Consider the following 22,993-nt stretch of genomic DNA (forward strand, 5'->3'; position numbering starts at 1 on the left):
ATATATTTTAATTGTTAAATGAAACAATAGTGCCATCTGATTCAGATAGTTCACCTAATCCTTGAGCAGCTCTTTCGCTATTTAGAGTTTTCAAATCGGTAATCATCTTATCTTGAATATATAGTCGGTAATTAGAATCTCCGGTCATAAATTGGTCTATATAATCATTGTCCCACTTCTTACCGGTATGATCTATCAAGAACTTATGTTTGACTACGCCATAAATACCAAAATAATCGACCAGGCTAAAAGTATAGTCATCGTCTCCAGAGTAGTTATAAGTCCATTTAGATGGTTCTGTCATGCGATCAGAGAATGTTATGATTCTTGTCTGATAAGAGTCGTAGCCTTTTGTGAAATATCCATTATCCTTGATACGGAATTTAAGTACGACCGACGTATCTTTGAGAGATGCATCTCTTAACAGTACCACCGGTATCTTGGTAATTGCCTTCCCTGCAGGCATCTTATAATATGATGCTATAGAGGGATCGTTGAATGCTACGTAATGCTTGCCTGGTATTGCCATATTAGCAGTAGTGTCTACCTCTGCAAACTCTATAGGTCTGTCTTGATCTGAAACGAAGCCCATACTATGAAGATCAAACCATAGAGTGTCGCTTTTAACGTTTGGATCTCCATATACAAATGAATATGATGACAATGCCATCTCAGGTTTAAACTCTGATGTATTGTCCAAGTTATAATAGAAATTCAACCTGCACGTAGTATCACTATACAATGGTAAATCTTTCTCGCATGATGCCATTGATATTAGAAGCGATAAAATGAATATTGTGCTTAAAACTTTTCTCATATTATTTAGAATTTTATTTTTTTGTACTATTACTTGGATCATACTCAGAAGATGGTAATGGCAATATGTAATTGTCTTCGGTTATTTCATTATTGTTCCAGAGCATAGACTTGCTTGCCAGACGTTTATATGTAAAGAACATCTGTCCCTCACCAAAGAATTCACGTCTATATTCATTTTTCACTTCTGTCTTAACATCATCTAATGATGTGAATGGTTGGTAAAGGGTGTACGTGCAAGACTTCATATATGTATCGTATAGCGATTGTGCTTCAGGCAATGAGGTGCTTGCCTCTATGGCGATGAGATACATCTCTGATAGACGTATCATTGGTATTATCTGATACATGGTAGACAGATTGTTCGCATTTGCCTTGTTACTGTCATACCAGTACTTCTTAAGAGCAGGGCAGATACTGCCTGAAGGATTCTTTGTCTGACGATTCCATTCATACAGATATCTGTTGTGTGAAGCTGTAGCACCTGGTATAGAAGAATACAAATCTGTCAACATGTCTGATGATATAAAATACATGCCATCACGGGCTTGTGCGGTAGTACCTCCTATTAGTAAATTGTTAGCATAATCAAGGATATTGTATTTACTTAGATAGAAAAGACACTCAGACGGTAAACCATTATATCCTTTTTGCAAATCAGAAACTCCACTTAAAGAAATCAAGGAATTGCCATCACTGCCCTTTGCATTTATTATATCTAATGCTATATCGTGTGCTTCTGTGTTATTGCCTATATATAGATCCATCCTTGCATGCAGAGAACGTACAGCCCAATAGTTTAACCGAGATTGACGATAATACATGTAATCGTCCTGAACGTGGTTGTCCGGACTATTGAGTTCCGTAAATGTGCTACTAAAGATGGGATCATTATCTTTGAGAAGATTTTCTGAAGACTCTATGTCTGCTTTAAGTTTTGCTACATAGTCATTATAAGAATAGTATGCGGGCATATTATCAATGCTTGTTACCTCTGAATAAGGAAGGGACACTGTCTTGGACCCGCCATTAGGCAATTGACCAAATAGTCTCAATACATCAAGCTGACAATATGCACGGATGGCATAAGCTTCTCCTTCTATTACGGCACGTGCTTTAGAATCTGTGATATTCTGACCCTTTTCCTTTATATTTTTTAGAATCACATTTGCTGATGATATAGTTGTGAATAATTTTGCATATATAGCCTTGATAGAAGCTCTTGCATCATCGGCATCATATTGATGGTTACTAAGATAGTAATTAAGTGGAAAATCATTTTCATCTGTTTTGCCGGTATACCACAGATCTGCCATATTCTCAATATCAGTCATTGTTAGGCGTTGACCATAAATATCTGTGCTGCCCATTGTCATATAGCATCCGGTAAGGGCATCACGGAAACCTTTATAATTACTAAACTGATCTTGCTCTTTCTGTATGTTTCTTCCTCTTACATCCAGCCAGTCACTACAAGAGGTGACCACTATGAGAAGTAATATCAACGGTAATATATTCTTTTTCATTTTTTATCTCCTTTCATATATTAGAATAATAATTTTATACTTGCTTGTACATTGTGTGCATAAGGATAACTTGTTCCACGTTCCATCTTTATAGATCCCCAGTGAACAAGGTCATTCAAATTAAGACCAAATATCATACTGTTCAATTTGAATGCTCTCAACAAGTAATTACTTTTTAACTTATACTGTAGACTTACGCTCTGTAATTCAAGCACATTGTCATCCATAACGTAACGTGAACTTGCTTTTGTATTAATGTTGCTTAGTTTCTTGAAGAACACTACGTCACCGGCCTGATACCATCTGCTGTTGAGTACACGCTCATCTACATTTTCTTGTGTAAGGTCATTTAGCGTTACCTCTACACGGTCGCGTAATGTACTGTTGTATGTCTTACCACCCCAATAATATCCAAATGAAGCATTTAATGTAAAATCATGCCACTGGAACATCACATTTGCATTACCACGATATAGAGGTGTTGCTGAGCCACAGTATACTTTATCTGAAGCCTTCCATGTGTCTGTTATTTTGCCATCTTTGTCCAAATATATCTCTTGGCCTGTGCTTGGATCTATACCTAATGAACGAACTGCATATATTGAGTTTTGCGGTCTGCCTTCATAGAAAAGACTTTGTATTCCACTAGCATCGTCGTCCGTGGCATCCTTAAGCAAATATGCAGCTGTCTGATCCTTGATGGCTTGAGAAAGTTTGGTTATCTTATTCTTATTATAAACAAGCTGGGCACCTATCATAAGATTTATCTTACGGCGTGAGTCACGAATGGCATATCCCTGCAATGCAGCTTCCCATCCTGAATTTTTTACTTCACCAATATTGGCTCTGTACGAATCAAATCCCATAGACAATGGTTGATCCATTGATGATAGAAGATTACTTGTGTTTTTCTGATATACTTCAAAGGTACCTTTAATGCGATTATCAAAGAGCCCGAATTCTGTACCGACATTAATTTCTTTTGTAGTTTGCCATGACAAGTTTGAGTTTCCAAATCCTCCAAGCACAGCACCTGTCCAATCCATATATCTATTGTCTGTAACATAAGAGTAATAAGTATAGGCATCTGTTTCTAAAGCTCCCGAAGCAGCACCTGTCTCACCATATGAAGCCTTGAGACGCAGCATGTTTACGATATTATTGCCTTTAAGGAATTTTTCATTATGTATGTTCCATCCGACACCACAACTCCAGAACGGTGCATATTTCTTATTGCTTCCATAAGATGAGTTTCCATCTATACGATAAGAGAAGTCTATATAATAACGACTTGCGTAAGTATAATTTATATTGCCTGTCAATCCCAACTGACGTGTTTTGTAATTGCTGCCTGATGGCATCTCGTCTGCTGAATACTGGCGGGCATTGGGTATATTGCTTAAATCTTCATTAGAGAATCCTTCAAGGGCTATAAGGAAATTATCTGTATTGGTTTCCAACATAGACCAGTTTAAACCTAAATATAGAGAGTGTACATCATTAAAGACCTTATTATATGATAATGTCATATCAGCATTGTATGATAAGGTCTTTCCATTGCCATATCTATATAAGCCTCGTCGCAAAAATCCAGAACCTGTGCTGTACTCTACACCGGTTGTACTGTTTGTATAGTATGTGTCTTCAGGTGAACGGAAAAAGTCGCTCGTATTCTCTGTACTTGAAATTCCAAGCTGACCTCTTAGAGTCAATTCAGGCAAGATATTCCAATCTACTGAGAAATTATTAGTAAGTTCTTGGTATCCAGTTTTATTGAATGAACCCAAAGATGCATTGTAAAGTGGGTTTTCTAAAGATGACGACCATGCATAGAACGGATCGAAAAATTTTCTAACGTTTCCGTATGTATCATAAGGCGAATTATAAGGTTCCTGTTTAACATAATCGGAGAAACTACCGTATGGGCTTTCATGACTATTATTTACACCTATAGAAGAGTAATTCCGGAAAGTAAGATCCTTATATTTATAAAGAAGTGTGATACCTCCGTTAAAAGTTTTTCTTGAGCTACCTTTCATTGCTCCTTCTACATCATTATATTGTGCATCCACAGCCCATCTAAATTCTTTGCTTCCACCATCAAGGCGCAAATTATAGCGTTGTCCTACTCCTGTACGTAAAGGTTTTGACAACCAATCAGTATTGATCCCACTCAATACATCATGATAGCGTTGCTCATATGCTTGCTTATATAGAAGTTCGCTCTGGTTTGATATACTATATCCTTTGTCGTAAAGTCCGGCACGTCTTTCTAACTCAAGTTTTTGTGTAGCATTAAGAAGGTGATAGCTGCTCAGGTCTGGCAATTCCATCTGTATTCCAGCTTCAAAGTTAACCTTTAACTGTCCCTCTGTTGGCTGTTTGGATACAACAACTATTACGCCGTTAGCTCCTCTACTACCGTATATAGATGTAGCGGCAGCATCCTTCAATATGTTTATACTCTCAATCTCTTCATCATTGTAATCCATCAGTTTTGTTAGTGATATTTCAAAACCATCCATGATGATAAGAGGGGTATTGGGATTACTCTTCGAACCTTGATTAAACTGCTCTACACTCATTGGAAGGCTAGAGTTGCCACGTATATTAATACTAGGTATATTATTAGGGTTGCTTCCTTGTATATTATTTATCGAAAAGTTTATAGAAGCATCAACATTCTTAAGAGTTTGCAATAGGTTCTGCCCACGAAACTGCTGTAGTTGTTCACTACTTATGCTTGACACAGAACCGGTATAGCTTTCTTTTGCCTTTCTGAATATACCTGTAACCACTACATCATTCAATGTTTTTGTATCTTCATGAAGCATTATCCGCATGATTCTTTGCAAAGGTATTGTTATAGTCTTCATACCTACGTATGAAACCTGGACAATTTGGTCTCCTGAAAGGAAATATTCAAAATGAAAAGCGCCATTTATGTCTGTTACTGTTATAATATTAGTATTAGGAATCTTTACTTGTGCACCTATTATGGGTTCTTTGGTCTTAGCGTCGAAAACATAACCACCACATGTCTGAATTTTCCGACTATCATTATGCTGCCTGTTTGAAGATTGAAGTGTAATGTTTATAAACTTGCCATCAACAGAATAGTCAAGAGGTTTGTCTCTTAATACATAGTTGATGACATCAAAGAATTTGGCGTTTTTCAGTGAGCCTTTTACTTTAAATCTATTAACATCATCATATGTAAATAAAAATTTATAAGATGATGACTGTTCTAATCTTAGCAACACTTGAGCCAAACTTTCATTGTTGAAAGACATTGATAATCGCACATCATTATCTTGTGCTGATAGAGGCAATGCCATCCAAGCAAAAAAGAAGAGTGCAAGAAGGAATAAAGTTCTTTTCATAAGCTTTTTACATAATTTTTTTTCTATAACATACTATTAATACGAACACTTCACAAAATAGGTTACGATTTTTTTAAATTTTCTGATAAAAAGTAGCATTTTGCTATATTATAGCGAAGTATAACGTACAAAAGATCTATTTTTTGGCGATTTCAAAATATTTATTATTAATTTTGCATCCACTATAAATTATGAGAGAGAAAACAGAATTTGACAATTTTTTCATGTTGTATCACTCGCAGCTATATTATTTTGCAATGCAATATATAACAGACGAGGAAGAAGCACACGATATTGTAAGTGCAGCTTATGAAGATCTGTGGCGTAACTTTGCGACCGTTAAAATGAGCACTGTAAAGCAGCTACTATATACAAATGTGAAAAACAAATGTATAGATAACTTGCGCAGACGCAAATGTCACGAACGTTACGTCGAATTCACTACTATTATGAGTTCTGATTATATCAGTAAACATGATTCAGATAAAGAATACAATGAACAAATAATAGGAGAAATAATGAAAAAGATAGAGTATCCAACTGTAGATATATTAAGAGCTTGCTATATAGATGGCAAAAAATATAGAGAAGTGGCTGATGAAATGGGAATAAGTATCAGTACCGTAAAAAAACATATGGTTAAAGCACTTAAAATAATTAGAGAAATGAAAAAAAATATGCGCAAATCATAACCATAAAGCGTATGATTTCGTATTACATATAAATACCGTATAATGCATAATGAAAAAAACATAGACGATCTGGATGTTAAAGCACTTGACATAATAGATGCAGGCGAGGATATTTCGGATATTCAGCTTGATCAGATTAAATGTGATGCTGAGTTACGCAAAAGATGTCAAGAATTGCTTGACATAAGAACAGGATGTCTTAAATACAAAGAAGCCCAACTTAAGGATGTACATATTTCACAAAAATCCGGACTGGCAAAAATAGGGCACAGGCGTAAACATGCTATTATAATTTCAGTCATTACAGTAGCTGCTATTATAATAGGATGTATATTTCTGCTTACAACACGTAAAGAAATAAAATCAGATCAGGTATTCATTGCTGATAACACAGACAAAGACATCATTATAACAAAAGAGAATGGCAATAATATATTGTCAAAACAGATTTTATCAAGGCATTCATCAATAAGCATGTCTGATTATTTACGTAGCAAGCAAGACAATTCTGTTGTTGAGAAGTTGATTGTCGAAGTACCATACGGTAAGTCTACAGATATTACATTACCAGATGGAAGTGTTGTTTGTCTGCATCCCGGTAGTAGACTTAAATTCCCAACATCATTCTTAAATGGTAAACGTATCGTTTTATTGGAAGGCGAGGCATACTTTAAAATTAAAAAAGATGCTTCCCATCCATTTGTTGTTATGACTAACGAAATACAAACAACAGTATTGGGAACTGAATTTGATATAAAAGGTAATGTTGTAACTTTGGTAACAGGAAGCCTAAGGGTTGACGGCTTGAAAAATAAAGAGACCAGAACTATTGTACCCGGAGAACAACTATCTGTGAATGATGGAAAGTTTGCGGTTTGTAATGTTGATACACAACCTTATATATATTGGAGAGACGGTTTCTTATATTATGACGGTGTTGATTTATGTGATATAATGAAGTCTATTGGGGAAAATTACAATATGACAGTTGAGTTTAAAGACAATCAGCCAATACATTTCAAGATGCGATTTATTGCCGAAAGGGATGGCGGAATTGATCAGACACTTAACCTAATGAACAGAATGAAGAAAGTATATGTATATAAGTCAGCAAAAAAGATAATAATAGAGAAACTGCCACAATAATATAAGTATTGTAAAGCCTATAAAGAGCGGTGCAGACAAATATCAAAATAATCAATTATTGAGATAAAGCATCACGAATATTGATCGTAAATACTCTGTTTAGATATTATCTCTAGTAATTCATATCTATTTGTATCCCCATCTGCAGGAGGGTTATCAATAGGAGTTATTCTTACACGCAACTTATAGGAAAAGCCCTTGACATACTCAAATCTTTCAATATCACCTATATTTATATATAAAGTTTGATTTGTATCCTCTACAGTGCATTTCATTACATTAACAGTACCTATATATCCGGGAGGTCTCACTCCTACCGATACTAAATCGGGAGCAACATCCATTACAACAGTTTTGCCATTGCTACGGTTGTTATCATCACTGCATGAGACCATGAAAGTGATTAAAAGAATAGCAACAATACCAAATAATTTTGAAATTAAATTAGATTTCATGACAACAATAATTAAGATCTAACAAAGTAATTCTCTACGCATTCAAAGATGATTAGACGTTTTCAAATTTTTACAAAGATAGTAATTATATAGAAAGGTTGTTACTCTACTTATACAAAAATATATCATTTAACAATATTTCGGTCGTTTTCTTCACATAACCCGCCACTTTGTGGCACCTGTTTTAATTTTTCAAAGAGGAATAGGTTATCATGCTTTTATTTTAAAACTACATGTTGAGTTTAAAATAAGAGAAACGCATTTAGAGTATTTTGAATGCTGAACAATAAGAAAGAATGGCCAACAAAGTTGTTTTTAAAACAACTTTATCAGCCAAATTTAGATAAAACCTATGTTTATGTCTACCAATAAGGGTAGTTTGTTGTTTTTAAAACAACTTTATAATGATATATTTAGATGAAACATCAGCCTATCTCATAAAAGAAACAGGGAAGAAGGCGCAACGCATCAGACACGCATCTGGTATGTTATGACGTATATCTTCAATACAGGTGGATTCCTGCCTGAAACACAGCATTGCTTGATGATACAAGGCAAGTATACGGACATCACTATTGAAAACGCCATGGATCTTGCTGCAGAGAACGGGATACGCAAGGCAGACAAGATCATTAAGGAGTAGCTGAAACTATCATGGAATTCAGAGCACTTGCTGAGCATAACGGAGTTCTGGAACGCTGGTATCTCCATGGACTCGTATCAAAATTTATGAAATAATAGAAATAATACTGGTTGCCAATTACTATGCTATTGGGTAATCAAATCAAACTCGGCATAGCCGATATTATCGTTATTCTCTATGTTCTTTACGGCTTGGAACTTAACATAACGTGCATTGGTTGCTGCAAATGTCTTAGTCTGTCTGAGTGGATTGTTCTTGATATTTGAGAACTCTCCTTGACTTACTAATTTCCAGTTTATATTATCGGTCGAAACATAAAAGCGATAACCATTGATTATTCCCGGTCCCCATAGGGTCGGATCCGGAAGATATCTGAAACCACTTACATTTAGGTTTGCTCCTAAATCTATTACTATATCGGCGGGAAGTTTCGTGCCCTTGGGCTGATGCCATGATGATGAGGGATCGCCATCTAGTATATTCATCGCTTTGGCATCGGTAGTACTTATTATCTGCCAACCGGTGCGTGGTAAATCAAACTTCTCTGTACATACGGGACTGCTCTTGCCCGACTTGGCATCGTAGGCGATGGCCTTGACCTCTATCTTGCCCGATGTATTGAACGGCATAGTATACTTATGCGATTTTACGGTCGGTAATGTGCCGTCTGTGGTATAATAGATGCCCGATTCCTTATCGGCCGGGATGATTGTAACCGTTCCGTCTTTGGCTCGGATTATTGATGGCTGGGTAAGTATCTGAGGTGCATCGTATATGCCTATGTTAGAGATGACAGGACAACTCTTTGAGTCGGTTATCGTGATACGTACCTTCGATGCCTTTACAGACGGGAAACAGAGTATTCTCTTATATCCTATAGTTGTGGCATCGGCTATCTTATGCCATCGGCCGCGTGTGAAAGCGTCTATGGTGAATGACTTTACACGCTGACCAAGGCGGATGTACTCTTGTACCATAAAGCGGTTGAAGGTTGTGGGCATGCCTAAGTCTATCGTCAGTGATGCTCTAGTCACACTATCATCTGTTGCCCAATATGTATCTTTATTATGATCGATGGCATTAGCTGCAGCGAACTTTTTGCTATTGGCGCGTGTGTTTGAGGCTGTGGCTTTCTTGCCGATAGCAAGATTGTATCTGAAGGCTTCGCGCACTGCCTGGGCGAACTCTTTGCCGGCCATGGCGTCGCTGGGATGTATACGACCTTGTGTATCGATTGGGAAATTAAGCAGCAGTGTGCCATTACGGCCTACCGAACTATAGTAGATGTCAATAAGTTGAGATAATGATTTCACCTTGGTGTCTTCGCTTGGATGATAGAACCATTCAGGACGGATAGAGGTGTTGACCTCGGCCGGTACCCACGAGTCTCCATTCTCCACGCCATAGTGCAGCATCTCATAGGGCGTATCGCCTTTGGCATTCATGGTGCTCCAATTGGTTTCACCTACATTACCGGCTTCGGTACCTACCCAACGTACATCTGCACGGTCGCCTCCATCATTCCATATGATGATATTAGGTTGCAAGCTCCTTATCAGCTTGTATGTATTCTGCCAATCGTAATATGTCTTCGGGTCTATCTTACGTTCTTCGCGAGCACCTCCATAATATCCGGTACCGCCATTGGCACCATCAAACCATATCTCGAAGATATCGCCATAGTTGGTTAGAAGTTCTGTAAGTTGATTTCTGAAATATTTGATATACTCAGGTTTACCGTAATCAGGACTGTTCCTATCCCACGGAGAAAGATATATGCCCAATTTCAGACCATACTCCTTACACGCATCCGACAATTCGCGCACGATATCACCCTTGCCGTTCTTCCATGGACAGTTCTTTACAGAATACTCCGTATATTTTGAGGGCCACAGGCAGAAGCCGCTATGATGTTTGGCGGTAATGATGATGCCTTTCATACCCGACTCTTTGCATGCCCTGGCCCATTGACGACAGTCCAGATTAGTAGGATTGAAGATACGGGGATCTTCATCACCGTTGCCCCACCACTGGTCTGTATATGTGTTTACAGAGAAATGTACAAAGGCATATTGCTCCATCTGCTGCCACCTCAACTGATTGTCACTGGGAGTTGGTCCACAAGGTTTGGGTGCTGTCTGTGCCGAAGCGCATACAAGCATCAATGCTGAGAATAGCAACACGAATGTTCGTTTCATATTTGAAAGAGGTCTTTTATTTTCTTGATTCACACGCCCCGCCACTTCGTGGCACGAAGTGACGGAGGACAAGTGGTTATTTTATTGGCACTGCAATCTGGGTGAGTGAATGAGGTGCAAAAGAACAGGTAACCTGACCGTTCTTTACATCTGCCTTAGACTCTACCGGTAAATACTCATCACGTTTAGAATAAGTGAATCTGTCCTTCAAGTCGCCTGTAAGGGTGCTGATGCGGGCTTTGCCTGTAAACCTGCTAGTTCCGGCATTGCTGATAGTGGTAGTGATTGCCTTATCCTTATGTCTGTTGATCACGTTGACATAGAGTGTCTTTCCATCTTCGGATGTTACTGATGTTACGTCTAGGTAAGGGATGTCGTGCTTCTCTTCCAACTTGTATGTACCGCAGTCTACCTTTGTATCGTAAGACACACCACGGCAATTGGTGGTGAACATCTTGAATGCATGGAATATCGGTGACCTGTAGGTGCCGTGTGTAGAATCGTTGGATAGTAATGAGGCCAACATGGTGAAGTTGGCCATCTTAACGATGTCGGCATGACGAATAAATGAATTGAAACACATGGCGTCTTCTAGTACTGCCATATAGTTGCCACCAAATACGCCCCACTCGTCTACGGCCAGTTTCAATGGCTGCTTCTTTGGATATTTAGCTGTGGTCATATCTATAAGAGCTTTAGGTGTGAGTATCTTCTCTTCGAAGTCGATAGCTCCTTTGCCCATAGAATAGTAATAGTCGTTGGCCTTATCCTTGGCAAGAGCATCTCCCCAATAACGGTGAACAGACATATAGTCGGCTATACCGGTAAGGTTGTCTATCACCTTGCGGTCCCAGTCGAGCCATACACCATCATCCTGATAGTTGGCTGCACCACATACCACGAACTTGATGTCCTTATCTACCATCTTGAGAGCTTTGGCTGCCTCGGTGGCTATCTTTACATAGTCGTCGGCATTCTTATAACCCATAATCCATGGTGCTCCGTCTACCTCATTGCCAAGTCCCCATATCTTCACATTATAAGGCTCTGGATGACCGTATTGGGCACGAAGGTCTGAATAGTATGTACCACTCTTGATGTTAGTATATTCGAGCCAGTAGGCAGCATTGCGGATATCGCCAAGACCAAGGTTGACGCATATCACATTCTCTGTACCCATGGCTTTGTTCATCTGTATCCATTCGTCTGTGCCAACCTGATTGGTATCATATCCGCCCCATGCCAGGTCGATACGTACAGGACGTTTATCTTTTGGACCGATACCATCCTGCCAGTTGTAGGCTGCTACATAGTTGCCTCCCGGCCATCGCATGTTGGTCAACTTCAAGTCTCTTACGGCATTGATATAGTCTGACTTGAAGCCATCCTTATTGGCCAGAGGTGATGAAGGATCGTAAACTGGGCCATAGATTGTGTTTTTAATAGGGAACTGGCGTGATCGGCCTATAGGTTCGGCAAACACTCCATAGATGTGGGGGTCTACGCTAGAGATGGGGCGGTCTGTGTTGACAATAATCTTCGCATCAGTGCGTTCCTCTTGACTTTTTACGGCTCCTTTGGGATAAGCCGTAGAACCTGCCAACGAAAGGGCAGATCCAAGAAACATTAGTTTAAGATAATTCATTACAATTTTGATTTAAAGTTATATTAAAATTACGAAACAAATTTAGTCACTAATTAGACTAATTGTTCTGCCGAATGATTAAAATAAATAAAAATGTAACGTAACAAAAAGTTTCTGTTATTTTACTTTTGAATAAACAAACATGCAAAAGATCAATTGCTGAAAGTAAAAAAATGAATAGTAAAACATGTTTTACTTGTTTTTCTATTCAAAAATTTACTACTTTAACTATTCGAGGGCATAAAGGTATCTGCTAAACAATGATATAGGCCTCATTTATCTGGCATGCATTATGCCCGAATCTTCATCTTTGTTTGATATTCTATGACCTGCTGAATTATGACGAGTACCATAGTTTAAGTTGAACGTAATATCCAGCATTAGTACTCGTCGGAGATCTTTGGAATAGGCATACTGAGTGTAGGGAGCCAACTTTGACAAATTATCATTTACTATTTTATATGTCTTTGTAAATGGATTGAATACCATCATCTGTATACACCAGTTGTCAAGCTTATATCCTAAAGTAAGACTATGGCCTGACTCGCTTCTCTGAATGGTTTCGCCCCATAGTGTATGGTAACTGGTCTTTGCGTCGGCCATGAAGAGCCATGACTTGTACATGGCTTGTATCTGTCCATCAAACCCCCAGTTGGAATGGGTATGCGTATAGTCATTTCCATAGCTTATGAATCTATTGAAATAAGGTGACATCTGTATGGATAGCCAATCACCAAAGGGCTGTATCTGAATATTCAGATTGGTATTAAGACGATGAAAGCTTTTTTGATTCTCCATGGTTCTTATAATACGTCCTCCTTCGTATGTTGTCTCTTCCATTATAGGTTTGTCGTCGTAACTGTATCTGCCATTAAACTCTACGCTTATGCCTTTAATATTCCAATTCAATGACAGCGCATTCGATAAAAAGGTAACTGATTTAAGGTTGGGATTGCCTCGTTTGGTCTGATATATATCTATATCCTGTGATACATTACTTAAATCTGAAAGTGATGGTGAATAACCTGAAATGTATGTATTATACTTTATGAAAAGGTTCTTGGAAAAATTATAAGACATACTCAAGGTGGGACGGAATATGTACTTTTCCATCTTATTGCCTTCCTGATTATTGTACGTACGCATGGCACCAACGCCTACTGTATAAGTAAAATCTTTCATCTTTGACATAAACTCACCGTAAGCATAAGTCTCGGATGTATTCATGTCTACTTTGCTATTCTGGCTCCCTTCGTATGTATTTTTGGTATACATCTGACTATGCTTTAAACCAAAAGATAACTTATTGTTATTGAAAAGCCACTCGTATATACCCTCTCCTATTAATGTATATTTATCGCCCTGCGTAACAGAACTTATTTTATCTTCAACAGACTGATTTACAACAGAATAAGTTCTATCACTTTTACTATTTATATAAGTACTTACAAGGTCTACGTATATATGTTTGTTTTTTGCAATTTCGGTCTGATAATATAAATCAAGGGATGGTGAATTCTCTTTAGAATTCATAAAATCTGTAACATCCAAAGTGGCATTATCTCTATAGATCTTGCTTATCCGGTCGGTGGTTGAATTAGGTGTATCGTAGAATCGGTTTCTAAATGTGACACTAAACATGGATTTGCTGAATGTATAATTATAGCCTAATGAGAAATTAAGATAGTCGTACTTGATCTTTGTAGGTTCTCCTATTTCGTCATTATGAACTATATTGGGTTGCATCACAAATGTCTCATAATTCTCTCTTGTCCATTTCAAGTCGCGGCGTACCCAATCTACCACGGCTTTCAGTTCTGATCCTTTATTATGATAATTGGATGACAGCTCATAGTTTCCTATTCCATGCATTGACACGCCGTTAGCAAGATCTCCTGACACACTACCGCCATCAGTTTTATACTTGACTATAAAATCTATTACGGCAGGTACGTTGTTATAGCGCAGACCGGGCATGTCATGATATTCTACTCTGATAATATTTGTGGGTTGTATTGCCTTTACCTCCTGAATTGTAGCCTGAACATCATTGATACGCAATTGTACATCTTCACCATTTGATGTCTTTATCGTATTATCCATTGTATTGACGTTTATACCTGAGAGCTGTAAATGCTGTAATAAGGAAACACCATTGGTAGAAGATTTTGTTTGCAAAGTTGTAGGCAATATTATTTTACGATCTATCTTATTAATGGTTCTGTTGCCTGTTATCACAACATCTTTGAGGGTCTTGCCGAGCAACTGCATTTGTATGTTACCCAAATTTAGATCTTTGTCTGTATTTTCTATATGCAAATTGTAATCTTCATAACCGATATATGATATGGAAATTCTATATTTGTTTGGTACAATATTATCAAAAATAAAATTACCTCGGCTATCAGAAATTGCCCTTCGTGATATAATCGAATCTTGAGTAAAGAGGCTTACTGTTGCTCCTATTAGATAGGAATTATTCTCATCATATATACAACCCTTTATTATGATTTTTGCATTGCCTGAGACAGAGGATATAATAAAAAGAAACAAAAGAATATATTTATTTTTCATTTTGCTGTATTTCATTAACATAGTTATATGTACCTGTCCATCAAAGATGAACAAGTACATAAGAAGTTCTAATTAAGATTGTTTAGGCTCCGTGGAACATGTATTCGTTCTGCACATCCTGAGTAAGACGGGTGAATATCTCATTGATCAGGCCATCGGCTACGGCTATGGCTCTGTTGAGAATATCGTCTGAGAACTTCTGCAACATGTCTTTGGCTTTCATCGGTTGGTCTTTGTAGAGTTTAAGATACTTTGCTTCCATCTCTTTCTGTCTAAGATCGTTTTCAGACTCCAGACGCTGATAGGCTTCTTTTATTATAGGTGCATAAGTATTGTAATCCTTCATACCCAGAGTCATCAGCTTGCGGAATTTCCAATAGGCTGATTCGTTGTCGGCGTGGTTGTTGCCAATAAGGTAAGCATGAGGGAAACTCTTAACGCCTTGATATAATGGCAAGAATACTCCAAGATCGGCCATACCAAGAGCTACGTAGGTTATGCATCCTATCTCTTTAGGCAGTTGCGGGCGTACCTGCAGGATATGTGTCTGAGTAGTCCGGAAAATAGCAACAGGGCGATATGGTTCTTTACCATTTTTGTGCAGATAAGGGTCATGCTCTGTGCCATTATAGTGGAAACAGAACGCTGTACGCATATCCTCTAGGGTTATAGGTGACTGGGCTTTCGCAAATACAGGGAAGGTATTCTTGGTTACATCGTTATGTATTTTGGGTGAAAACATCTTCTGCAAGCCCCACACACGTGGATAATTGTAGGTGGTGTCTAACAGGGCATCACGTGAGTATGCTTCGTGGAAATCAAACTCTCCGTTGTTTGGGTCATAAAGACCTTTTTCCTGGGCAAAATCAATAAGGTCGGCACAAGCCAGAAAGTTCTTCTTATCGGTAGGATCATAATCGCGATAACGACTTTGATTTCCGGTGACGAAGTAAAAGTCTTTAGGCATACGACAGGCGAGCCATTTGTGACCGCAGGCATTCTCAAGATACCAGATTTCTTTATCGTCGATAAAACCAACGCCGAAACCTTCGGCCGAACCGTATTGCTCGATGAGCGAGCCAAGGCGTTCTACTCCTTCGCGGGCTGAATGTATGTAAGGGAGGATGATATTATAGAGGCAATTCTCGGCAAGGGCATTCTCTACGTAAGGATCAACCGCCAAGGCTTTGTCGCTGCTGAAGATCGTCTCTGTAGAACTCATTCCTACGCCGGCTGTATTAAATCCGGCACTACCCCATTCGCCCGGAAACTGGAAATCAGGCAGGGCTGTATAGCCAAGGGCTTCTGATGGTAAGGGGCAACGGAATTTGCTGTCTTTGGCAATAAATTCGGTAGGACCAAAAGAGGTATCCTCGTGTACTTCAAAGTTGATTGCCATCATGGCGTCAAAATCACTGGAACGGGCTAACATCATAGACCCGTCTGCTGTCATATCTTTTCCTACAATAATAGTTGTACATTCTGAAGGAAGTTTACTATTAAACTTTTTGTATTGTTTCATAATCAAATATGTTTATTACTTTAATTTCGGCTAAGATAAGTTTTTATTTCGGCGAGTCCAAATAAAAAAGATAAAAACTAACAAAATATCACAATAAAAGCTATTGTCTTAAGTAGACATCAGCAATAATGACAATGGATATATATAACCGATTTAGGATCTTTATAATGAGAAAGGTTATATATTAAAAAAAGATGGTGTACAATTAAATGACACCATCTTTAAATTTATATTATAGAGTGGAATTAGCCAGCGGAGCAGCTTGTGCGTATACTCTGGCTCCAAGTTCTTTGTCGAGCATAAAGATGCCAAAACCGTTATCTTTAATCATATTAAGATTATCGATTATTGTCTGGGCGTTCTCTTCTTCCTCTACTTGTTCGTCTACAAACCACTTTAACATGCTCTGTGTGGCATAGTCATTCTCTTCTGTAGAAAGTGCGAAAAGCTTGTTAATCATTGCCGTAATTTTCTGTTCATGCTCAAGTATTGACTCGAAAACATCTAACAGTGATTTCCATTCTGTCGGTACAGCCTTAATAGGTGAAAGGGTTACCTTACCATTGCGTTGTATTACATAGTTGAATAAAATCTTGGCATGATCTTGTTCTTCTTTGAACTGAACTTCATTCCATCTTGCCATACCTGTCTGACCCATCAAATGACAGTATGCTGCCATTGACAAATACAAATATGCTGACCACATCTCGGCATTAATCTGGGCGTTAATAGCCTCTTCAATTTTTTTACTTAGCATAATTCTAATCATTAGTTGGTTAAACAATATTGCAAATATAATCATTTATTTGTTATATGCAACAATTCTACAATAATTATTCACATTAAAAAAAAAGGAAATAATGTTGACATACATAATATTATAAAAAATTAATGAGTGTAAAATAGCACTTTATTCTGACAGATAGCACGCTTTTCACAAATAATAATTAAATTTGCAACTGCATTAAAAAAATATTTATGAAACTGAAAAAACACATTATCATCGTGGCGGCACTGCTGCAGACAGTTGGCATAGCGGCACAAGGCACGCTAACTGATTACAAAAGAGCGTATTCGCTTTCTGACAAATTCAAAAATGACAACGTTTACAATTCTCCGGCAGACTTGCAATGGAAGGATTCTACAGACATTATCACCTATTCTATTCATACAGCTGATGGAGAAAAGTTTATCGTTTTTGATGCGGCAAACGGCAAAAAGGATGTGTTCAAATCTAAAAATGAGATGAACAAATTCATAGGTGTCGTAGAGAAAAAACAAGAACATATATCAACTTTTGGACGTAAACATGAGCGCCACTGGATGGAAGTGGATGAAGAGAACGAATCTTATCCTATAGCTTCGCCGGACGGAAAGATGGATGCGTATATTGAGGGACAGAATGTGGTACTACATGAAGTGGGAAAACCATATACAGAAAAACGTATTCTAAGTACTGATGGCACTATTGGTAACTATTATTCGGCATTGATCACCTGGTCGCCTGATGGCAGATATATATTCACTTGCAAGCGTCGTCCGGTAGAGAAGCGGTATGTATATTATGTGGAGTCTTCGCCTGCTGATCAGTTACAGCCAATTCTACACAAACAGGAATATGCTAAGCCCGGCGATGAACTGCCATTCAAGGTTCCTTGCATATTTGATACGAAAACAGGTAACGAGTTTGTTGCTGACACAAAACTAATGAGTGAGCAGTTTGATCTTAACTCTTTCCAGTGGACACCTGACAGCAAAGAGGTTACTTTCGAATACAATCAACGGGGACATAAGGTTTATAGGGTTCTGGCTATGTCGGCTACGACAGGTATCGTACGTACTATCGTTGAAGAGACTGCTAAGACTTTTGTAAACTATAGTCGCCACTATCGTTATAACTTTGAAGATGGCAAGAAATTGATATGGATGAGCGAGCGTGACAACTGGAATCATTTATATCTTTACGACACACAGAAATCAAGAGTTTTACGCCAGATCACTAAAGGGGCATGGTGTGTAAGACAGGTGCTGAACGTGGATGAGAAAAACAATACGATATATTTCACGGCTAGTGGTGTAAACAAGAATGAGGACCCTTATCTTATACATTACTATAAAATAGGTATAGATGGCAAAAACATGATAGACCTTACTCCTGCTGAAGGTAATCATAATGCGCAACTGAGCAAGGATATGAAATATATAGTAGATAAGTACTCGACAGTAGAAAAAGCTCCTGTAACGGAATTGAGAAGTGCTGTGGATGGCAAGTTGATTAAGACTCTTGAGACTGCAGACATAAGCAAGTTGACTGCTAATGGATGGCGTGCTCCTGAGGTATTCAAGGCTAAGGGACGTGACGGCATCACTGATATGTGGGGGATTATTCAGAGGCCAACCAACTTTGACCCTAACAAGAAGTATCCTGTAATAGAGTATATATATGCCGGTCCGGGTGATGCGTATACGCCAAAGAGTTTTATTTCTTACAACTGGAACATGACATCACTCAGCGAACTGGGCTTTATTGTAGTTCAACTGGATGGTATGGGAACGAGCTGGAGAGGTAAGAAGTTTGAAGAAATATGCTATAAGAATCTGAAAGATGCGGGATTTGCTGATCGTGAACTTTGGATAAAGGCTGCTGCTAAGAAGTATCCTTATATGGATGCTGATAATGTTGGCATCTTCGGTGCTTCTGCAGGTGGACAGGAAAGTACGACAGCCGTGCTTCTGCATGGTGACTTCTATAAGGCTGCTTATTCTTCGTGTGGATGCCAAGACAACCGTATGGATAAGATATGGTGGAACGAACAATGGATGGGTTATCCTGTAGACAGTACTTACGCTGAATGCAGTAATGTGGTTAATGCTCCTAAACTGGAACGTCCGTTGATGCTTGTAGTCGGTGAGCTGGATGATAATGTAGACCCTTCATCAACATATCAGGTGGCCAATGCTCTGGAAAAAGCCGGTAAGGACTTTGAACTTGTGGTACTGCCTGGTGTACATCACACTATGGGTGAAAAATTCGGTGAGCACAAGCGTTACGACTTCTTCGTACGCAACTTGCTAAAGGTGAGACCACCATTATGGAATGAATTGAATAAATAAGGTTATTATCAAAACAGTATTTCAATACTGTTTTGATAATATATATAACAGATTTCACTTCAACAAAAAAGAGGGGATTTGAACTCTAATATGAGTATCAAATCCCCTCTTTAAATATTATGAGAAGGTTCTAGTTGTTGACAGAACCTCCAACGATATCAAGCAATTCATTGGTAATAGCCTGCTGACGACTCTTATTGTACTGCAAGTTGAGCTGACGTAAAATTTCATCAGCATTATCGGTTGCAGTCTGCATGGCAACCATTCGGGCAGCATGCTCAGATGCGTTGCTATCCAACAGAGCAGTGTAGACCATGAGATGAAGCATCTTAGGTATCAACTCGTTAAGAACAGTCTTCAAATCGGGCTCTACGATGAAGTCATCATTGAGTGGCACTGATTCTCCCGACTGGTATTCTTTTGATTTCTTTTTTCGGAGATATTCCTGGGCCTTAGCCGTAACAACATTAGAAGAAAGGTCACGGTCATTGTCGGCTGTGAAATCTTCGCTCAAGTCTATCGGAAGGAAAGTACGACGTGTAAGAACCTGTGAACCTGCACTCTTAAAGTGATGGTATATCATCTCTACACGGTCTAACTCACCCTTGTTAAACTTGTCCATTATGTCTTTGGCTATGTCTATGCACTGCGAAGAATTTGGCTTATCGGCCAATTCTAAGAAACTACCCCCTGATTTCAATCCGAGTTTCGCCACTTTTTCGGCAATACGACGACCGATAGGATATATCAGAATGTTATCGTTGCCGAGACTTTTATACTCTTCAATAGCTTGCTGCATCATCTTAATGACGTTGGTATTGAAACCACCGCAAAGACTGCTGTTGGATGCATAGACGATCAGAGCAACACGCTTTACTGGACGCTCCAGGCTGAATACAGTCTGTGCGTCTGCTTCGCTTGACAAGAATGATTTTAAGATCCGTTCAAGCAAGTCCTCGTAAGGCAACATGTTCTGAATCATCACTTGGGCATGATGCAGTTTGGATGACGCTACCATCTTCATCGCACTCGTAATCTTACGGGTACTGTTGACGGATGCTATTCGAGTTTTTATCTCTTTTAGTGACGGCATAAGCTATTACTTTTTATATTGTCCGGCTATGTCGGCCATTGTAGATTCGATGACTTTGGTAACATCATCGTTTATTTGACCTGAACCTAATGTTTCGATTGCATCCTGATGGGTGCTGCGCAACTTGTCAAGGAATGAATCCTGACACTCACGAACATTATCTACAGGAACATCTCGCATCAGTCCATGGGTACCGCAATATATGATGGCTATCTGCTCGCCTACTGGCATAGGACTGTATTGTGGCTGTATAAGTAACTGGTTGTTCTTACGACCACGGTCCAATGTCATGGCTGTGACGGCATCCATATCACTAGAGAACTTAGAGAAGGCCTCTAACTCACGATACTGCGCCATATCTATCTTCAATGTTCCGGCTACTTTCTTCATACTCTTAACCTGTGCAGAACCACCTACACGGCTTACAGAGATACCGACATTAATAGCTGGACGGAAACCTTGGTTGAATAGGTCGGTTTCTAGATATATCTGACCATCAGTAATTGAAATTACGTTTGTTGGGATATATGCGGAAACGTCTCCTGCCTGAGTTTCAATAATAGGAAGGGCTGTAAGTGAACCACCACCTTTTACATGTCCTTTAAGACACTCAGGTAAGTCGTTCATCTGCTCAGCAATTTCCTGCTGGTCGTTAACACGAGCTGCACGCTCAAGCAGACGGCTATGGAGATAGAACACATCACCCGGATATGCTTCACGACCTGATGGACGGCGAAGGATTAAAGAGACCTCACGATATGCAACAGCCTGTTTTGACAGGTCATCGTATACTACGAGAGCTGAATATCCACGATCACGGAAATATTCTCCAATTGCTGCACCTGCAAAAGGTGCGTAATATTGCATAGCTGCCGGATCAGCGGCTGTTGCTGCTACGATTATTGTATATGGCATTGCTCCATGCTCCTTGAGCGTAGAGACAAGGGCTGCTACGGTAGATGCTTTCTGACCGATAGCTACATATATACAATATACAGGTTTGCCTGCTTCGTAGAAACTCTTCTGATTTATGATTGTATCAACAGCGATGGCTGTCTTACCTGTCTGACGGTCACCGATGATAAGTTCACGCTGACCACGACCGATAGGAATCATTGAGTCGACAGCTTTCAGACCTGTCTGTAGAGGCTCTTTTACTGGTTGACGGTAGATAACTCCAGGGGCCTTACGATCAAGCGGCATTTCGAATGATTCGGAGAGATCTATGTCTCCCTTGCCGTCAATCGGTTCACCAAGAGTATTGATGACACGTCCTAGCATGTTGTCGTTTACACGGATTGAAGCAATTCGCTTCGTTCTCTTAACGACCATTCCTTCTTTGATGCCTGATGTAGAACCCAAAAGAATACAACCGACATTGTCTTCTTCCAAGTTCATCACTATTGCCATGGTACCATTTTCAAACTCAAGCAGTTCGTTGGCCTCAGCATTGCGCAAGCCGTAGATGCGGGCTACACCGTCGCTCACCTGGAGCACAGTACCTACCTCATCAAACTTCTCACCGCTACTGATACCCTGGAGCTGTTTAAGCAGAACTTCGGATACTTCGCTTGGTTTTATTTTATCTGACATTTATTCTTTTATTAATAAATTACCTTTCATAACTGATAATCCTCAAAGGGATTATTTCTTAAGCTGTGTCAGCACTGTGCGCAACTGATTCTGTACACTTGCATCCAGTCTGTATGTGTCGTATTCAAGAATGAACCCGCCTATAATATCGTGGTCCACTTCTGACTCGAACTCCACAGTTCCATTAGTTTTACTCTCTACCATCTGTTTCATCTTCTGCTCTGTGGCTGGAGATACAACAGCAGCGGTAGTAAGTTTCCCGCGGATGATATTCTTCTGTTGTCTGTATAGAGTGATATACGAATTAGCCATGAATTGCAGGGTGTTTTCCCTATCCTCGTCCAGTACCAGTCTGATAAAACTGGTTGTAAGATTTGATATATCTCCGCCACATGCAGTAATGAGGATATCATGTTTCTTATCCTTGGCAAGCATCGGGTTATCTATCATAAACCTCAGTTCGGGCACACTGATATAACTCTTTGCAAGAGTCTGCATCTCATGATACACCGTATCCTCAAGTTTAGCTTCGCAACTACTTTTTAGCAGTGCTCGCGCGTATCTTACCGATATTACTCCTAAATCCATAACTT

16 protein-coding genes are annotated in these 22,993 nt (G+C 39.1%); 4 read left to right on the forward strand and 12 right to left on the reverse strand.

Annotated features, from left to right (window positions below):
- Positions 1–7 precede the first annotated feature (7 nt).
- From XYLOR_RS05500 to XYLOR_RS05510, 3 genes are read right to left on the reverse strand one after another with little or no spacing between them, the layout of a single operon-like run.
- Positions 8–817, reverse strand: coding sequence for a DUF4843 domain-containing protein (locus tag XYLOR_RS05500; RefSeq protein WP_169730555.1), 810 nt, complete (start codon positions 815–817; stop codon positions 8–10).
- Positions 818–830: 13 nt separating this feature from the next.
- Entirely contained in the window at positions 831–2,342 is a 1,512-nt protein-coding gene (locus XYLOR_RS05505; protein ID WP_036877665.1) for a RagB/SusD family nutrient uptake outer membrane protein, read from the reverse strand.
- A 20-nt stretch (positions 2,343–2,362) separates the two neighbouring features.
- The gene (locus tag XYLOR_RS05510; RefSeq protein ID WP_036877666.1) at positions 2,363–5,725 is read right to left on the reverse strand and encodes a SusC/RagA family TonB-linked outer membrane protein; all 3,363 of its coding nucleotides are present in this window, start codon (positions 5,723–5,725) and stop codon (positions 2,363–2,365) included.
- A gap of 191 nt (positions 5,726–5,916) precedes the next feature.
- Between XYLOR_RS05510 and XYLOR_RS05515 the strand changes: the two genes are divergently transcribed.
- Together XYLOR_RS05515 and XYLOR_RS05520 are read left to right on the forward strand one after the other, a co-directional pair.
- Positions 5,917–6,417 (forward strand): sigma-70 family RNA polymerase sigma factor, encoded by a 501-nt coding sequence (locus tag XYLOR_RS05515; protein WP_036877668.1) that lies wholly within the window; start codon positions 5,917–5,919, stop codon positions 6,415–6,417.
- Between the two features lie 42 nt (positions 6,418–6,459).
- On the forward strand, positions 6,460–7,563 hold the full coding sequence (locus tag XYLOR_RS05520; protein ID WP_036877670.1) for a FecR family protein: 1,104 nt from the start codon (positions 6,460–6,462) through the stop codon (positions 7,561–7,563).
- 71 nt (positions 7,564–7,634) lie between these two features.
- Here the strand turns inward: XYLOR_RS05520 and XYLOR_RS05525 are convergent, their stop codons facing one another.
- Positions 7,635–8,018, reverse strand: a complete 384-nt coding sequence (locus XYLOR_RS05525) for a DUF4377 domain-containing protein (RefSeq protein WP_036877672.1) — start codon at positions 8,016–8,018, stop codon at positions 7,635–7,637.
- 490 nt (positions 8,019–8,508) lie between these two features.
- On the opposite strand from XYLOR_RS05525, the gene XYLOR_RS13785 reads away from it, so the two are divergent.
- Positions 8,509–8,661 (forward strand): hypothetical protein, encoded by a 153-nt coding sequence (locus XYLOR_RS13785; RefSeq protein WP_154655677.1) that lies wholly within the window; start codon positions 8,509–8,511, stop codon positions 8,659–8,661.
- Between the two features lie 125 nt (positions 8,662–8,786).
- Here the strand turns inward: XYLOR_RS13785 and XYLOR_RS05530 are convergent, their stop codons facing one another.
- The 5 genes from XYLOR_RS05530 to XYLOR_RS05550 form a co-directional block, all read right to left on the reverse strand.
- Positions 8,787–10,823 (reverse strand): alpha-L-fucosidase, encoded by a 2,037-nt coding sequence (locus tag XYLOR_RS05530; RefSeq protein ID WP_051508891.1) that lies wholly within the window; start codon positions 10,821–10,823, stop codon positions 8,787–8,789.
- Positions 10,824–10,935: 112 nt separating this feature from the next.
- Entirely contained in the window at positions 10,936–12,504 is a 1,569-nt protein-coding gene (locus XYLOR_RS05535) for an alpha-L-arabinofuranosidase family protein (protein ID WP_211242070.1), read from the reverse strand.
- Positions 12,505–12,780: 276 nt separating this feature from the next.
- Complete coding sequence (locus XYLOR_RS05540) at positions 12,781–15,078, reverse strand: TonB-dependent receptor (RefSeq protein ID WP_036880763.1); 2,298 nt, start codon at positions 15,076–15,078, stop codon at positions 12,781–12,783.
- An 82-nt stretch (positions 15,079–15,160) separates the two neighbouring features.
- The gene (locus XYLOR_RS05545) at positions 15,161–16,600 is read right to left on the reverse strand and encodes a C69 family dipeptidase (RefSeq protein ID WP_036877673.1); all 1,440 of its coding nucleotides are present in this window, start codon (positions 16,598–16,600) and stop codon (positions 15,161–15,163) included.
- A 232-nt stretch (positions 16,601–16,832) separates the two neighbouring features.
- Positions 16,833–17,357, reverse strand: coding sequence for a ferritin (locus XYLOR_RS05550; protein WP_036877675.1), 525 nt, complete (start codon positions 17,355–17,357; stop codon positions 16,833–16,835).
- A 221-nt stretch (positions 17,358–17,578) separates the two neighbouring features.
- On the opposite strand from XYLOR_RS05550, the gene XYLOR_RS05555 reads away from it, so the two are divergent.
- Positions 17,579–19,714: a S9 family peptidase gene (locus XYLOR_RS05555; protein ID WP_036877677.1), complete on the forward strand. Its 2,136-nt coding sequence runs from the start codon at positions 17,579–17,581 to the stop codon at positions 19,712–19,714.
- A 130-nt stretch (positions 19,715–19,844) separates the two neighbouring features.
- On the opposite strand, the gene XYLOR_RS05560 is transcribed toward XYLOR_RS05555, so the two are convergent.
- The 3 genes from XYLOR_RS05560 to XYLOR_RS05570 are packed head-to-tail and all read right to left on the reverse strand — an operon-like array spanning position 19,845 to position 22,988.
- A complete protein-coding gene (locus tag XYLOR_RS05560) occupies positions 19,845–20,807 on the reverse strand; it encodes a F0F1 ATP synthase subunit gamma (protein WP_036877679.1) in 963 nt (320 codons plus the stop codon).
- Positions 20,808–20,813: 6 nt separating this feature from the next.
- A complete protein-coding gene (atpA, locus tag XYLOR_RS05565; protein ID WP_036877680.1) occupies positions 20,814–22,400 on the reverse strand; it encodes a F0F1 ATP synthase subunit alpha in 1,587 nt (528 codons plus the stop codon).
- A gap of 51 nt (positions 22,401–22,451) precedes the next feature.
- Positions 22,452–22,988 (reverse strand): F0F1 ATP synthase subunit delta, encoded by a 537-nt coding sequence (locus tag XYLOR_RS05570; protein WP_036877681.1) that lies wholly within the window; start codon positions 22,986–22,988, stop codon positions 22,452–22,454.
- Positions 22,989–22,993 lie beyond the last annotated feature (5 nt).

Origin of the sequence: Xylanibacter oryzae DSM 17970 (genome assembly GCF_000585355.1) — a bacterium.
GTDB lineage: Bacteria > Bacteroidota > Bacteroidia > Bacteroidales > Bacteroidaceae > Prevotella > Prevotella oryzae.

Excerpts from the sequence above, each read along its gene's own strand:
- XYLOR_RS05515 (WP_036877668.1), top strand. The coding sequence starts at position 5,917 with ATGAGAGAGAAAACAGAATTTGACAATTTTTTCATGTTGTATCACTCG.
- XYLOR_RS05560 (WP_036877679.1), bottom strand. The coding sequence starts at position 20,807 with ATGCCGTCACTAAAAGAGATAAAAACTCGAATAGCATCCGTCAACAGT.
- XYLOR_RS05535 (WP_211242070.1), bottom strand. The coding sequence starts at position 12,504 with ATGAATTATCTTAAACTAATGTTTCTTGGATCTGCCCTTTCGTTGGCA.
- XYLOR_RS05555 (WP_036877677.1), top strand. The coding sequence starts at position 17,579 with ATGAAACTGAAAAAACACATTATCATCGTGGCGGCACTGCTGCAGACA.
- XYLOR_RS05550 (WP_036877675.1), bottom strand. The coding sequence starts at position 17,357 with ATGCTAAGTAAAAAAATTGAAGAGGCTATTAACGCCCAGATTAATGCC.
- XYLOR_RS05500 (WP_169730555.1), bottom strand. The coding sequence starts at position 817 with ATGAGAAAAGTTTTAAGCACAATATTCATTTTATCGCTTCTAATATCA.
- XYLOR_RS05545 (WP_036877673.1), bottom strand. The coding sequence starts at position 16,600 with ATGAAACAATACAAAAAGTTTAATAGTAAACTTCCTTCAGAATGTACA.
- atpA (WP_036877680.1), bottom strand. The coding sequence starts at position 22,400 with ATGTCAGATAAAATAAAACCAAGCGAAGTATCCGAAGTTCTGCTTAAA.
- XYLOR_RS13785 (WP_154655677.1), top strand. The coding sequence starts at position 8,509 with ATGACGTATATCTTCAATACAGGTGGATTCCTGCCTGAAACACAGCAT.
- XYLOR_RS05510 (WP_036877666.1), bottom strand. The coding sequence starts at position 5,725 with ATGAAAAGAACTTTATTCCTTCTTGCACTCTTCTTTTTTGCTTGGATG.
- XYLOR_RS05570 (WP_036877681.1), bottom strand. The coding sequence starts at position 22,988 with ATGGATTTAGGAGTAATATCGGTAAGATACGCGCGAGCACTGCTAAAA.
- XYLOR_RS05505 (WP_036877665.1), bottom strand. The coding sequence starts at position 2,342 with ATGAAAAAGAATATATTACCGTTGATATTACTTCTCATAGTGGTCACC.
- XYLOR_RS05525 (WP_036877672.1), bottom strand. The coding sequence starts at position 8,018 with ATGAAATCTAATTTAATTTCAAAATTATTTGGTATTGTTGCTATTCTT.
- XYLOR_RS05520 (WP_036877670.1), top strand. The coding sequence starts at position 6,460 with ATGCATAATGAAAAAAACATAGACGATCTGGATGTTAAAGCACTTGAC.
- XYLOR_RS05540 (WP_036880763.1), bottom strand. The coding sequence starts at position 15,078 with ATGAAAAATAAATATATTCTTTTGTTTCTTTTTATTATATCCTCTGTC.
- XYLOR_RS05530 (WP_051508891.1), bottom strand. The coding sequence starts at position 10,823 with ATGCTTGTATGCGCTTCGGCACAGACAGCACCCAAACCTTGTGGACCA.